Annotated in this window: 13 protein-coding genes; 4 read left to right on the forward strand and 9 right to left on the reverse strand. The window is 62.2% G+C overall.

Going from position 1 to position 12747, the window contains the following annotated elements; all coding sequences use genetic code 11:
• The 8 genes from BSF44_RS28085 to BSF44_RS28120 all read right to left on the reverse strand — a co-directional run.
• On the reverse strand, nt 1-693 hold a 693-nt coding region (locus BSF44_RS28085; RefSeq protein WP_150130707.1), incomplete at its 3' end, for an aminoglycoside phosphotransferase family protein.
• 5 nt (nt 694-698) lie between these two features.
• Nucleotides 699-1043: a cupin domain-containing protein gene (locus BSF44_RS28090; RefSeq protein ID WP_095946263.1), complete on the reverse strand. Its 345-nt coding sequence runs from the start codon at nt 1041-1043 to the stop codon at nt 699-701.
• A gap of 136 nt (nt 1044-1179) precedes the next feature.
• Nucleotides 1180-1548 (reverse strand): cupin domain-containing protein, encoded by a 369-nt coding sequence (locus BSF44_RS28095; RefSeq protein WP_095946264.1) that lies wholly within the window; start codon nt 1546-1548, stop codon nt 1180-1182.
• Nucleotides 1541-2824 carry a glycosyltransferase gene (locus tag BSF44_RS28100; RefSeq protein ID WP_095946265.1) on the reverse strand — a complete coding sequence of 428 codons (1284 nt, stop codon included), beginning with the start codon at nt 2822-2824 and terminating at the stop codon, nt 1541-1543. The genes BSF44_RS28095 and BSF44_RS28100 overlap by 8 nt, the downstream gene beginning before the upstream one ends.
• 32 nt (nt 2825-2856) lie before the next feature.
• The gene (locus tag BSF44_RS28105; protein WP_095946266.1) at nt 2857-3936 is read right to left on the reverse strand and encodes an ABC transporter ATP-binding protein; all 1080 of its coding nucleotides are present in this window, start codon (nt 3934-3936) and stop codon (nt 2857-2859) included.
• Nucleotides 3929-4735, reverse strand: coding sequence for an ABC transporter permease (locus tag BSF44_RS28110; RefSeq protein WP_095946267.1), 807 nt, complete (start codon nt 4733-4735; stop codon nt 3929-3931). The genes BSF44_RS28105 and BSF44_RS28110 overlap by 8 nt, the downstream gene beginning before the upstream one ends.
• The gene (locus BSF44_RS28115; RefSeq protein WP_056727353.1) at nt 4732-5592 is read right to left on the reverse strand and encodes an ABC transporter permease; all 861 of its coding nucleotides are present in this window, start codon (nt 5590-5592) and stop codon (nt 4732-4734) included. Before BSF44_RS28115 ends, BSF44_RS28110 begins: the two co-directional genes overlap by 4 nt.
• Before the next feature lie 82 nt (nt 5593-5674).
• A complete protein-coding gene (locus tag BSF44_RS28120) occupies nt 5675-6730 on the reverse strand; it encodes a spermidine/putrescine ABC transporter substrate-binding protein (RefSeq protein WP_095946268.1) in 1056 nt (351 codons plus the stop codon).
• Between the two features lie 199 nt (nt 6731-6929).
• On the opposite strand from BSF44_RS28120, the gene BSF44_RS28125 reads away from it, so the two are divergent.
• From BSF44_RS28125 to BSF44_RS28140, 4 genes are all read left to right on the forward strand, one after another.
• Complete coding sequence (locus BSF44_RS28125) at nt 6930-7862, forward strand: GntR family transcriptional regulator (protein WP_095946269.1); 933 nt, start codon at nt 6930-6932, stop codon at nt 7860-7862.
• 100 nt (nt 7863-7962) lie between these two features.
• Nucleotides 7963-9246 carry a glycosyltransferase gene (locus BSF44_RS28130; protein WP_095946270.1) on the forward strand — a complete coding sequence of 428 codons (1284 nt, stop codon included), beginning with the start codon at nt 7963-7965 and terminating at the stop codon, nt 9244-9246.
• Nucleotides 9247-9316: 70 nt separating this feature from the next.
• Entirely contained in the window at nt 9317-10714 is a 1398-nt protein-coding gene (locus BSF44_RS28135; RefSeq protein ID WP_095946271.1) for an FAD-binding oxidoreductase, read from the forward strand.
• A 13-nt stretch (nt 10715-10727) separates the two neighbouring features.
• Nucleotides 10728-11087 (forward strand): cupin domain-containing protein, encoded by a 360-nt coding sequence (locus BSF44_RS28140; protein ID WP_095946272.1) that lies wholly within the window; start codon nt 10728-10730, stop codon nt 11085-11087.
• Here BSF44_RS28140 and BSF44_RS28145 read toward each other — a convergent pair.
• Nucleotides 11084-12151 (reverse strand): GGDEF domain-containing protein, encoded by a 1068-nt coding sequence (locus BSF44_RS28145; RefSeq protein WP_095946273.1) that lies wholly within the window; start codon nt 12149-12151, stop codon nt 11084-11086. The two genes, BSF44_RS28140 and BSF44_RS28145, sit on opposite strands and share 4 nt — an antisense overlap.
• Nucleotides 12152-12747 lie beyond the last annotated feature (596 nt).

The following is a 12747-nucleotide window of genomic DNA, read 5'->3' on the forward strand; positions in this document are numbered from 1 at the left end:
GAGCAGCGACATCAGGTCATAGGCCGCCGCCCCGACCAGGGCGTCCTGGAAATCCAGCAAGCCGCAGGCCGCCACGCCTTCACGGCCTTGCAGCAGCATCAGGTTGTCGACGTGAAAGTCGCGCAGCACCAGGGCTTCGCGGCGTTTTGCGACGTCGCGACAAGCATCGGCAAACAGCGCCAGATACTCATCGCGCAGGTTCTGCGCCGCGTCCTTGCCGATCAGCAGCGGCACGTACCAATCGATAAACAGCGCGTACTCGTGCGCCAGTCGCGGTTCGTCGTAAGGCGCCAATTCCGCCGCTGGCGCTGCGCGATGCAAGGCCACCAGCGTATCGACCGCCAGGTGATACAGCGCCGACTCCGAGTGCCCGGCCAGCAGCAGCCGGGTGTAGGTGTCGTGACCGAAATCCTCGATCAACGCCAGCCCCGCCGCCTCGTCCACCGCCAGCAAGGCCGGCGCGGACAGGCCCAGCCCCTGCAACTGCCGGGCGATGCGCACGAACGGGCCGATGGGCTCACTGTCGGGAGGCGAATCCATCAGCAACAGACCCGCGCCCTCCATGCGGAAATATCGCCGGGTCGAAGCATCCGCCGGCAAAGCGACCAGCAGGGCCCCGGCGTAACCGGCGCGGGCCAGAAAGGCGGTGCGCTGGTCTTCACGGGTTGGCAATGACGCCAAAGCATCTGTCATGGCGATCACCGGATCATGTAGACCTTTTTGATGGTCTCGTGGACGGTGCACACACCCTTCCAGTCCTTGCCGAAGAAGGCGGCGGTGTCCGGCCTGATCTCGATCACCTCGCCGGACTCATGGACGTAAGTGCAGCGACCTTCGAGAAAGTGGCAGAACTCGTCGCTGGTGACATGGCAGAACCATTTGCCCGGGGTGCAGATCCAGATGCCACATTCGGACTGGCCTTCGTGGCCTTTGTGCAGCACCACACCAGAGACACGGGACTCACCTTCGAGCATGGTCGGGATCACGCCCCAATCCTTGACATCGGTGATGCTCAGCGGGTCGTACAGAAACGGGGTAGTCATTCATCTTCTCCAGTTTTTTGTAGGAGCGAGCCTGCTCGCGAAGGACGTCAACGATGACGCGCGCTGTCTGGATGACGGCGTTGTCCTGGCGTTTTTCGCGAGCAAGCTCGCTCCTACAGGGGTGGGGTATTCAGGCTCAGGCCAGCATGTACACGTTGCGCAGGGTTTCCCGGACGTGGCACTCACCGGTCCAGCCGGCCGGGAACAGCACCAGGGTGTTGGGGCGCACTTCGATCACTTCACCGTTGTCGTTACGGTAAGTGGCGTGCCCCGCGAGGAAATGGCACAGCTCGTCCCGTGGAATCGACAACCGCCAGCGGCCGGGGGTGCACACCCACAGTCCGGTTTCCGGGCTATTGTTCGGGCCCTTGAACAGCAAGCGTCCGCTGGAATGCGAGACGCCTTCGACGGCGTCGCTCTGCACGCCCCAGTCCACCAGGTCGGTGCGGCTGCTGACGGCTTCGAGGTACGGCGTGATACCCGCCGCGGTGGATGAATCAGGCATCGTTGAGCACCTTGTCGAGAATCGCGGCCGCGTCTTGCGGCCCCTTGCGCGATTGCATCTGCGCGCTGGTGCGCTGCAGCCGTTGGCGCATCGCCTCGTCGTTGAGGCACGCGTGGAGTTTTTCCGCGAGCTGTTCTTCGTTCCACTCATAGCGATCGAGCTTGAAGCCGTGGCCGCTTTCTTCGGCGCGCATGGCATTGTCGTGGCCGTCCCAGACGTAGGACATGACAATCGCCGGTTTGCCGAAGAACAGGCACTCGGTGAAGCTGTTGTTGCCGCCGTGGTGGATCACCGCGTCGACCTGGGCGATCACCGACGGCTGCGGGAACCAGTTGGAAATCTGCACGTTGTCCGGCAGGTCCGGGTACTCGTCCAGGTGTTCGCCGACGTTGAACAGCGCCCGGTAAGGCAGCTTGCCCACCGCCTCGATCAGGCGCTTGAGCAGCTCGACATCGCCGGAACCGAGGCTGCCGAAACTGGCGTACAGCAGCGGCTTGTCGTTGTGGGCGCGAAACGGCGGAATCTCGTAGGGCGTGTCGTGGCGCACGCAACCTTGCAGGTAATGGAAACGCTCGGCCGGCAATGGATGGCGCCGCTCGAACTTGACCGCATCCGGGTACAACAACAGGTTCATGAACGGTGAGGCTTCAAAGAATGTGCCCAGCGGATACGGCTGTTCGCCATGAGCTTGCAGGAATTGGTTGAAGTCGTCGTGGATTGGCCCGACCACCTCGTCGAAACGCTGGCGAAATTGCGCGTGGCCGGCCTTGTCGTCGATGCTCATGCCCGACAGGTGCGGCGGGATATCCGGGTCTTCGATCTCGTTCTCCGAGCAGGAAATGATCCGCACCCACGGCTTGCCGTATTGCTTGATCGCCGGGAACAGGATCACGTTGTCCACGCAGATCAGGTCGGGCTTGACCTTGTCCAGCACCGCCGGCAGGTCCTTTTGCGCCCACTTGGCGGTTTCGACGATGGCCGCCCAGCATTCCTTGACGTAGTTGTCGATCTGGTCGAGCGGCGACTTGCGGAAGTTCGGAATGTGGCCGTTGATGAAATCCACCCAGTAGCGGGCCATCTCTTCGGCCGGCATCGGCGCCGACATGTTGACCATGTGCTCTTCAAAACCATAACCGGCGTAAACACCGCTCATGCCCGGGTCGGTGAGGAACACCGCTTTGTGCCCCAGGGCTTCACAGGCCTGGGCGATACCCACTGAGTTCAGCGCCGGGCCATAGGCGGCTTCCGGAAAGAATGCGATCACTTTCTGTTTCATCGAGTGCTGCTCCTGCCTGGTCTTTTTATTGTTCAGCGCGTCAATACGCGGGCATGCCGGGCCTGCCAGCCCAGCCGGATGGTCGTGTCGATTGCAAAATGGGCGAATTCGAACTGTGAGGACGGCACGCGTACGATCAGCGGCTTGTCGCTGAGGGGGGTCTGCACGTGCAGATTGGTGTCGAGGCCGTGGTAGGCGACTTCGACGATCTTGCCACTGACCTGATTGGCGCAATCGCCGCCCTGTTCCGTCAGCACTTGCAGGCGTTCCGGGCGGACCACCACGGCGACTGCCTGGCCGGTCACCAGCGGCGCATCGGTGTCGACGCTCAGCTCGTGGCCGTTGACCCGCACCGAATGCTGGCCCGAGCGCACGCCTTCGAGCAGGTTGCTGACGCCGATGAAGTTGGCGACAAAACGGCTGTTGGGGTTTTCGTAGAGTTCGGTCGGGCTGCCGCACTGGCAGACCTTGCCGCCATCCAGGACTGCCATGCGGTCGGACATCACCAGGGCTTCTTCCTGGTCGTGGGTGACGATGATGAAGGTGATGCCGCTCTCGTGTTGCAGGCGCTTGAGTTCCAGTTGCATCTTTTCCCGCAGCTTCTTGTCGAGGGCGCCCAAGGGTTCGTCGAGCAGCAACACTCGCGGGCGTTTGACCAATGCCCGTGCCAGCGCCACCCGTTGACGCTGACCGCCGGACAGCTGATCGGGCTTGCGCTCGGCCAGCTCGCCGAGTTGCGCGGTGCTCAGCACTTCATCGACCCGGCGGCGGATTTCGCTTTCCGGCAGGCGCTCCATTTCCAGGCCGTAGGCAATGTTCTTGCGCACGGTCATGTTGGGAAACAGCGCGTAGGACTGGAACATCAGGTTCAGCGGACGCTTGTTCGCCGGCAGCGGCGAGATGTCGTTGCCGTCCAGATAGATGCAGCCACCGCTGGGGGTCTCGAAACCGGCAAGCATGCGCAGCAGCGTGGTCTTGCCGCAGCCCGACGGCCCGAGCAGCGCGAAGAACTCGTTTTCGCGGATGCTCAGCGACACCTCATTGACCGCCAGGCCGTTGCCATAAGACTTGCTGACCTTGTCCAGGATCAGTACCGCAGATGAATTATTCATGGGTGCGAGGAGCCTTGTTGAGACGCTGCGAAGCCAGCAGCGCGGTGATGCTGACCAGCATCACCAGCGTCGCCAGAGCGTTGATTTCCGGGGTGACGCCAAAGCGGATCATGGCGTAGATCTGCATGGGCAACGTGGTCGAGGCCTGGCCGGAGCCGGAGTTGAAAAAGGCGATGATGAACTCGTCCACCGACAGGGTGAACGAGAGCAAACCGCCCGCCAGCACACCGGGAAAAATCACCGGTAGCAGCACTCGGCGGAACGTGGTGAACCAGCTCGCGCCGAGGTCGATCGAGGCTTCAAGGATCGAATAATCGAAGTGCTTGAGCCGCGTGCGCACCACCGCGCAGACGAAGGCGATGTTGAACACCGCGTGGCTGATGATGATCGAGTGCAACCCCAGGCCGACCTTGAGCAGGTTGAAGAAGCTCAGCAGCGCAATCGCCAGCACGATGTCGGGAATGATCATCGGCGCCATCAGCAAGGTGTCGACCACCTGGCCTTTGTGGTTGTCCTTGCGGCGCAACTCGATGCCCAACGCCAGGAACGTGCCAAGCACACAGGCAATGAAGGTCGCCGACAACGCAACGACCAGGGTGTTGAGCGCCGCCGACAGAATCGCCGTGTTGTGCGCCAGTGCCGCGTACCACTTCAGCGATACGCCGCCCCAGGCGGTGGGCAAGCCGGACTTGTTGAACGACAGCAGGATCAACACCAGGATCGGTACATAGAGGAAGGCGTACACCAGCCCCAGGTGCGAACCCAGCACGGTGCCGCTGACGGAACGAGACTGACTCATGAGCGCGCCCCTTCTGCACGACGGGCCACCAGTGCCTGGATGAATAACAGGATCAACATGATCGCGATCAGGAAGAAGCTCAGCGCCGCGCCGAACGGCCAGTCCCGCGCCGTGAGGAATTGCGAGTAGATCAGGTTGCCGACCATCTGCACCTGCTTGCCGCCCAGCAGGTCGGCCGTGATGAAGTTGCCGATGCTCAGCACGAAGACAAACACTGCGCCCGCCGCGATACCCGGCACGCTCAGCGGCAGGATGATCCGGCGAAAGGTCATCCAGCCCGAGGCACCGAGGTCTTTCGAGGCGTCCCACAGTTCGTTGTTGATGCGCGACAGCGAGGAGAAAATCGCCAGGATCACAAAGGGGATGTAGTTGTAGACCAGCCCCAGCACCACGGACGACTCGGTGTACAGCAGGCTGATGGGTTCGCCGCTGTAGCCGAGCATTTGCAGCAGGCGGTTGATCAGGCCTTCGCGGTTGAGCAGGACGATCCAGGCATAGGTGCGGATCAAGTAGTTGCTCCAGAACGGCAGCATCACCAGAAACAGGTACACCGCCTGACGCCGCCGTGGCGCACGGGCAATCGCGTAGGCTGCCGGGTAGCCGATCAACACCGCGAACACCGTGGCCAGCCCGGCGATCTTCGCCGATTTGAGCAGGATGCCCAGGTACAGCGGATCGAACGCGCGCTGATAGTTTTCCCAGGTGAACAACCAGTCGATGCCACCGTAGGCGCCGCGTTCAACGAAGCTGTAGACCAGCACCAACAGGCACGGAATCACCAGGAACATCAGCAGCCAGCCGAAGCCGGGCGCAAGAAGCCAGGCCGACAGACGCCTGTCAGCATGCAAAGCACTCATTAACTCTATCCTCCCGCCTCAGGACAGAGGCGGCTTGCAAGCGTGGCGAGGCATGCCGGGCAGGCCTCGGATCGACGTGGCGTTAGTTCTGCGCCGCCATGATTTCGGTGACGGCGCGGGTGTAGGCCTTTTGCGTGGTGCCGCCCAGATCGCGCAATTGCTCCATTTTCAGCAGCTCGGCGGGGGCGATGGTCAGGTTGGGGTATTGCTTGAGCAAGTCAGCGGACAGCCCGGCCATGGCCGCCTGGTTGGGGACTTTGTAGAGGATGTTTTCAGCGACCCAGGCGTGGTTTTCCTTGGCCAGCATGAAGTTGATGAACTTGAAGGCTTCGTCCTGGTGCCTGGAGCTCTTGAGCACCACCATGGTGTCCACCCACAGGTCGGAACCTTCCTTGGGCACCACAAACTTGATCGCCGCGTTGGCCTGGGTGCCGTAGTTGCACCAGCCGTCCCAGGCGTGGGCCATCAGCGATTCGCCGGAGGCCAGCTTGGAGTAGAAGGTGGTGTCGTCGAAGGAGAGAATGCGTTTTTTGGTGGCGATCAGTTGGTCGCGAACGGCGGCGATTTGCGCGGGGTCGCTGTCGTTGACCGACCAGCCCTTGGCGAGGAACCCGGCGCCGAGCATCCAGCGGTCGGTGGCGAGCATCGTCACCTTGCCCTTGAGCGCGTCGCTCGGGTTGAGCAGTTCGTTCCAGCTCTGTGGCGCCGGTGTCACCTTGTCGGAGCGGTAGCAGATGCCGGTGGTGCCCCAGGTGTAAGGCACGGAGAACCGGTTGCCCTGGTCATATTCCAGGTGCGTGGCTTCGGGGTAGAGGTTTTTCAGGTTGGGGACTTTGACCGGATCGATGTCCGCCAGCAGCCCCTGTTTGTGCAGGACTTCGGCGAAAGGCGAGGAGACGAACACCACGTCGTACCCTTCACCACCGGACGCCATCAGCTTGCCCATGACTTCTTCGTTGGTGGCGTGCAGCGCCTTGTCGACGTCCACACCGCTGGCAGCCTTGAACTTTTCCAGCGCATCCGGGGCCATGTAGCCGTCCCAGATGGAAATCACCATGTCTTTCGCACTTGCAGCCTGTGAAGCGATCGCCAGGGAAGCGGCCAATCCCACGCACAGAAGATCATTCAGCTTGCTCATAAATACTCACCCGACGATTGATTATTGTTGTGTTCGAAGGCAGTACGGCAAAACGAGAAACGATTGCTTGTGTTTTTTTTTAGAAATTAGGACCAGTATCAAAAGATGTCAACGCATTTTTTCCAGCCTGACGATTACCCGGCGCATGACATAAGATGAGCACCTGAGTCCGACAGCGGATCACAACGAGAAAAGACGCTTGAGTACGACAGTCGAAAAAAAACCGCGCACCAATCACCTGGAACTGGCCCGGCGCATCCTCGAGCACACCCAGGAAAGCGGCCTGGTGGCCGGCGACCCGGTGGCCGAGCAGGCCCTGGCCCGGACCTTCCAGGTCTCGCGCACGCTGATTCGCGGCGCGTTGAAGGTGCTGCTCGAAGAAAACCTGCTGAGCCACGAAGCCGGCAAGGGTTACCGATTGCTGGCCTCGCCGGCGGGCCAGGCCTTCAACGCCGCCCTGCCCCAGGCCGAGGAAGAAGAACTGGCCGCTTCGGTGCTGCGCGACCGCATGGCCGGACGCCTGGGCGACAGCATCAGCATCAGCGAGTTGATGCGCCGCTACGCCATCGGCCGGCCAGCGGCACAAAAGGCCCTGCAGCAACTGAGCGAAAGCCAGGCCATCGAGCGCGGCCCCGGCCAGTCCTGGCTGTTTCGCCCGTCGCTGAACAGCCTCGCCGCCCTTGAAGAAAGCCTGAAATTCCGCCTGATTCTCGAGCCCGAAGCCTTGCTCAGCCCCAGCTTCAATGCCGACCCGCAACGCCTGGCGCTGTTGCGCAGCGCCACGCAAAGCCTGCTCGCCCGCCCCGTGGAAGACTTCGATATCCAACAGTTTCGCGAACTGGACATCAGCTTCCACGAACTGCTGGCCCAGAGCTGCGGCAACCGCTTCATCAGCGACGCCCTGCTCCAGCATCAAGGCCTGCGGCGCCTGCCGAACCTGCTGCCCTCGGTGAGCGTGCATCGCCTGCAAGAGGCCCTGCGCGAACACCTGCAAATCATCGCGCAGATCGAACGCGGGCAGATGGAGATCGCCGCCGACCTGCTGCGCCTGCACCTGCGCCTGAGCGCCGCGCAACGCCCGCAAACCGCCAACCGTGGCATCCCGCAAAGCCATCTGTTCGGGCGTCGCTAACCGGCTCGCAAAAACATGATGATTTTTTTTTGAAAATAAGACAGCATCAAAAACACCTTCAGGAGCGGCGGGTCTGACCCGCCATGGACAGTCCCTCGCCATGCAAAAACAAAAACTGATCGCCCTGTTTCCGGAAGCCAGTTTCGGCGCGGCCTTGAACTGCATTGGTATCGCTCAGTCGCTGCGTGAACTGGGTGCCAGGCCGGTGTTCATCTGCCATGAACATTTCCAGGGGTTGTTCGCCGAATACGGTTTCGACGAGTACCCGATTCCGCAAGCGAGCCCATTGTCGGCGGCGGAACACCAGCACTACTGGGAGCGCTTCATCGAGCGCAGCATTCCGTACTTCGACCAGACCCCGCTGGCGCAGATCGACAGCTACGTGGCGCCGGCCTGGGAAGCCATCATCGACACCGCGATCGAAGCGGAAAAACCCTTGCAGCAGTTGCTCGGCCGCCTCAAGCCCGACGTGATCGTGCTCGACAACGTGGTGATGTTCCCGGCCATCGCCAACGCCGGTTGCCCCTGGGTGCGGGTGGTGTCCTGCGCCGAAACCGAACTGCCGGATGCGGCCGTTCCGCCGTACCTGTCCGGGTGCATGGCCAGCGACACCCAGGCCTGCGAGCGCTACACCGAGCAGTACCTGAAGGCCGTCGCACCGGCCCATGAACGCTTTTCGCAATTTCTCCTCGGCAACAATACGGCGCCGTGCCCAGCGGGGCAGTTCCTCACCGACTCGCCATGGCTGAACCTGCTACTGTCACCGACGCCAGTACGCTATGAGCGCCAGCAACCGCTGGACCCGCAACGCTACATCTACCTCGACGGTTGCGTGCGCCGCGAAGCGCCGTACATCGTCCCGGACTTTCCACGGCACAACGACGCACCGCTGATCTACCTCAGCTTCGGCAGCCTCGGCGCCGCCGACACCGGGATGATGAAGCGCCTGATCAGCACAATCGAAACCTTACCGTATCGCTTCCTGGTCAACGTCGGCGCCTACCGCGACATGTACACCACCGTGCCGGACAACGTGTACCTCGACAGCTGGTTTGCCCAGCCGGCGGTGCTCAAGGAATGCCAGTTGTTCATCCATCACGGTGGCAACAACAGCTTCTGCGAAGCGCTGTATTTCGGCCTGCCATCGCTGATCATTCCCTATTGCTGGGACGGCCACGACAACGCCGCCCGCGCCGAGGAAGTCGGCGTCGGCCGCTACCTGCCGCGCTTTGCCGATCCCCTGGCCGCCCTGCCCGCCGCGCTTGAACAGCTGCTGGCCGACCAGCCGATGAAACAACGCCTCACCGCGTTCAGCGAGCGCATGCAGGCGACCCGCGGCACCGACATTGCCGCCCGCGCGATTCTCGCTCTACCCGATCTCTAGCCATAACAACAACAACCGTCGGGCAACCGAACGCAATCGTCGCTGCCCGACACACCGCCGGAGTTTCAGCATGAATGCCCCACCGCGTCTCGATGCCCTCGACCACGTCCTGCCCCATCCCTTCTGGCAGGACACCGTCACCCCGCCGCCCGCCGCACCTTCCGTCACCGGCACGGTGCAGTGCGACCTGGCGGTGGTCGGCGGTGGCTTTACCGGATTGTGGACGGCGCTGCTGGCGCGCCAGCGCAACCCCGGGCTGAGCATCGCGATCATCGAGGCGCGGCGTTGCGGCGGTGAGGCCAGCGGGCGCAATGGCGGATTCTGCGCGCCGAGCATTTCCCATGGTGTGTCGAACGCGCTGAAGCGCTGGCCTGATGAAGCCGAACAGTTGATTCGTCTCGGCCGACAGAACCTCGACGAACTGGCTGCCGACCTGCAACGCTTCGGCATGAACGTTGAGTTCGAACGCCAGGGCAAACTCAACGTCGCCAGCCAGCCGTGGCAGGTCGACGGGCTGCGCTCGATGCAGCGCAACTATGCACGGTTCGGCATCGACTGCCAGTGGCTCGAAGGCAGCGATCTGACACGCAAGCTTGATTCACCGGCTTATGTGGCCGGCCTGTTCGAACCCAATTACGCCCTGCTCAACCCGGCGAAAATGGCCGCTGAACTGCGCCGTGTTTGCCTTGAGCAAGGCATTCAACTGTTCGAAAACAGCCCGGTCCTGCAATTGAGCGCGGACAAAGACAACCTGCGCCTGCGTACAGAAGGCGGCGAAGTGAGCGCCGGAAAAATCGCCCTGGCCACCAACATCGCCCCGCCGCTGCTCGGCCATCTGGCATCGAGCGTGATCCCGGTCTACGACTACAGCCTGGTCAGCGAACCCTTGAGCGATGCGCAGCTGCAAGCCATCGGCTGGATCGGCCGCTACGGCATCGCCGACGCCGGCAACCAGTTCCACTACCTGCGCAAGACCGCCGACAACCGCATTCTCTGGGCCGGCTTTGATGCCATCTACCATTTCGGCGGACGCCGCGACGAAGCCCTGACCCAGCGTCCGCACAGCTTCCAGCGTCTGGCCGAGCAGTTTCAACAGACTTTCCCGGCGCTGCGCGATGTGCGTTTCAGTCATGCCTGGGGCGGCATCATCGACACCTCCGCGCGCACCACGATGTTCACCGGTTGCGAACACCAGGGCCGCGTCGCCTATGCCTTGGGCTTCACCGGGCAAGGGGTGTCCGCCAGCCGTTTCGCCGCACTGAACATGCTCGATCTGTTGGCCGGCGAGCGTACCGAACGCACCGAACTGCTGATGACTTCCAAGGCACCGTTCCGCTTTCCGCCCGAACCCTTGCGTTATGTCGGCGTGAAACTGGCCCAGCGTTCACTGGCGCGGGAAGACCGTGACGGTCACCGCGACCTGCTGCTCAAGACCTTCGATGCCTTTGGCATCGGTTTCGATTCCTGACCCGGAGACCCCCATGTCCACAGCCCTGCCCCGGCACGTCATCGACTTCGCCAGCGACCTTACTCCCCGTGAAACCGAAATCAGCGACCCGGCCGTGGTCGACGCGCCTTATCGCAGCAAGAGTTGGCGGCACTTTGTAGCACCCGGGAAAAACGCCGTGGCCGGCATCTGGGAGGCAGGACCGCACCGGGAGCGTTGCCAGTGCGATTACGACGAGCTGTGTCACATCCTCGAAGGCAGCGTACGCCTGACCGATGCCGAAGGCGTCGCGCGCACATTCGGCCCCGGTGATTGCTTCGTGGTCGCCAGCGGATTCAATGGCACCTGGGAAAACCTCACGACGGTGCGCAAGGTTTACTTCATCCTCGGCTAAACGGCCCCGACCGCTACATCAGACTGCTGACGCACCTGATTGCGCCCGTTGCGCTTGGCCTGGTAAAGCGCATCGTCGGCGCGGGTCAACAGGCTTTCCGGTGTGTCGCCGGGTTGAACATGAGCCACGCCAAACGACGCGGTGATGGTGTCCAGCACCGTGTCGGTGCCCCGGGCCTTGACCCGCAGCGACTGGATTTTCAGCCGCAGGCGCTCGGCAAAAGCGCCCGCGGCGGCCAGGTCCGGGCAATCCTTGAGCACCACGCAGAACTCCTCGCCGCCATAACGCGCCGCGAACGCTTCTTCGGGCAGCGAATCGCGCAACACCCGGGCGACATGCTGCAGCACGCGGTCGCCCAAGGGATGGCCGTACTGGTCGTTGAACTGCTTGAAGTGGTCGATATCCAGCATCACCAGCGCCACGCCCTTCGCCACGTTGCCCATGGCCTGTTCAAGCTGGCGGTTGAAGGTGGCGCGGTTGAGCAATTCGGTCAGGCCATCGAGGGTCGCGGCCAGTTGGGCGCGCTGCAGTTTGTCCCGCAGGCTTTTGATTTCATGCTGCGCCGACTGCAACTGGGCGAGGAAGTGTTCCTGCTGCCCCTGCATCAGCCGGGTGCTCTGTTGCAGCTCGCTCAGGATGCTCGGCAAGCGCTCGCTGGCGGGCTGTTCGAGCATCTGCAGGTATTGGCCCAGGCTGGCCTGGAAGTTCTGGTTCCCCCTCACGCTGCGCGAAACATCGCGCTCCATGTCGTCGACCAGGTTGATCGCGTCCTGCTGCCCGGAGCGGGCGTCCGCCAGCTCATCGCGGATGATGTACTCGCGAAACAGCTTGGCGGCCGACTCCGGCGGGAAACAGTCGAAGTCGTTGACTACCCGGTCCAGGTGCCGGTTGAGCTCCGGCTCCTGGCCCTTGCTGTAGGTGTACCAAAGCGCGTAATGAACCGGGTTGGGCGGAATGTTGTGACGAACCATCAGCGGCACGGCCTGCTTGAGCAATGCCGCAGCCTCGCGGGAGTCTTCTGGATACAGCGCTAGAACAGTCGCTCGCGTGTCTGATTGGCTCATGGTTTCACTGTGGTTGTTATCATTGGCGTTTGGCAAACTCGCAGAGCATAGCGATACGCCCGGCAAACGACCATCCCGAATGACACAATCATTTCATCCCGGTGCGCCCGAGGTATTGCCCCCGGCTTTTTTGTAGGAGCCGTGTGCGCCACATTACTATTGTGGGAGCCAGCCTGCTGGCGATGGCGGTGTATCAGTCCACGAAGATGTTGAAACTGATGGCCTCATCGCGAGCAGGCTCGCTCCTACAGGGGGCCGTGTGCGCCACATCACTATTGTGGGAGCCAGCCTGCTGGCGATGGCGGTGTATCAGTCCACGAAGATGTTGAATCTGATGGCCTCATCGCGAGCAGGCTCGCTCCTACAGGGGGCCGTGTGCGCCACATTACTATTGTGGGAGCCAGCCTGCTGGCGATGGCGGTGTATCAATCAACGACGATGTTGGATCTGATGGCCTCATCGCGAGCAGGCTGAACTGGTCAAGTAATCCCGGACACCGGTTACGGTGTTTATGCCGCTTTTTGCTCCATGGCTATTGGCGACAGATAGTTGTTGTAGCTGTGGAGCCTGGTGCGGTTGTAGTACATGAAGAAGCG

Source organism: Pseudomonas sp. ACN8 (assembly GCF_002303925.1).
GTDB lineage: Bacteria > Pseudomonadota > Gammaproteobacteria > Pseudomonadales > Pseudomonadaceae > Aquipseudomonas.

Excerpts from the sequence above, each read along its gene's own strand:
- BSF44_RS28135 (WP_095946271.1), top strand. The coding sequence starts at position 9,317 with ATGAATGCCCCACCGCGTCTCGATGCCCTCGACCACGTCCTGCCCCAT.
- BSF44_RS28130 (WP_095946270.1), top strand. The coding sequence starts at position 7,963 with ATGCAAAAACAAAAACTGATCGCCCTGTTTCCGGAAGCCAGTTTCGGC.
- BSF44_RS28115 (WP_056727353.1), bottom strand. The coding sequence starts at position 5,592 with ATGAGTGCTTTGCATGCTGACAGGCGTCTGTCGGCCTGGCTTCTTGCG.
- BSF44_RS28145 (WP_095946273.1), bottom strand. The coding sequence starts at position 12,151 with ATGAGCCAATCAGACACGCGAGCGACTGTTCTAGCGCTGTATCCAGAA.
- BSF44_RS28105 (WP_095946266.1), bottom strand. The coding sequence starts at position 3,936 with ATGAATAATTCATCTGCGGTACTGATCCTGGACAAGGTCAGCAAGTCT.
- BSF44_RS28140 (WP_095946272.1), top strand. The coding sequence starts at position 10,728 with ATGTCCACAGCCCTGCCCCGGCACGTCATCGACTTCGCCAGCGACCTT.
- BSF44_RS28120 (WP_095946268.1), bottom strand. The coding sequence starts at position 6,730 with ATGAGCAAGCTGAATGATCTTCTGTGCGTGGGATTGGCCGCTTCCCTG.
- BSF44_RS28110 (WP_095946267.1), bottom strand. The coding sequence starts at position 4,735 with ATGAGTCAGTCTCGTTCCGTCAGCGGCACCGTGCTGGGTTCGCACCTG.
- BSF44_RS28100 (WP_095946265.1), bottom strand. The coding sequence starts at position 2,824 with ATGAAACAGAAAGTGATCGCATTCTTTCCGGAAGCCGCCTATGGCCCG.
- BSF44_RS28090 (WP_095946263.1), bottom strand. The coding sequence starts at position 1,043 with ATGACTACCCCGTTTCTGTACGACCCGCTGAGCATCACCGATGTCAAG.
- BSF44_RS28095 (WP_095946264.1), bottom strand. The coding sequence starts at position 1,548 with ATGCCTGATTCATCCACCGCGGCGGGTATCACGCCGTACCTCGAAGCC.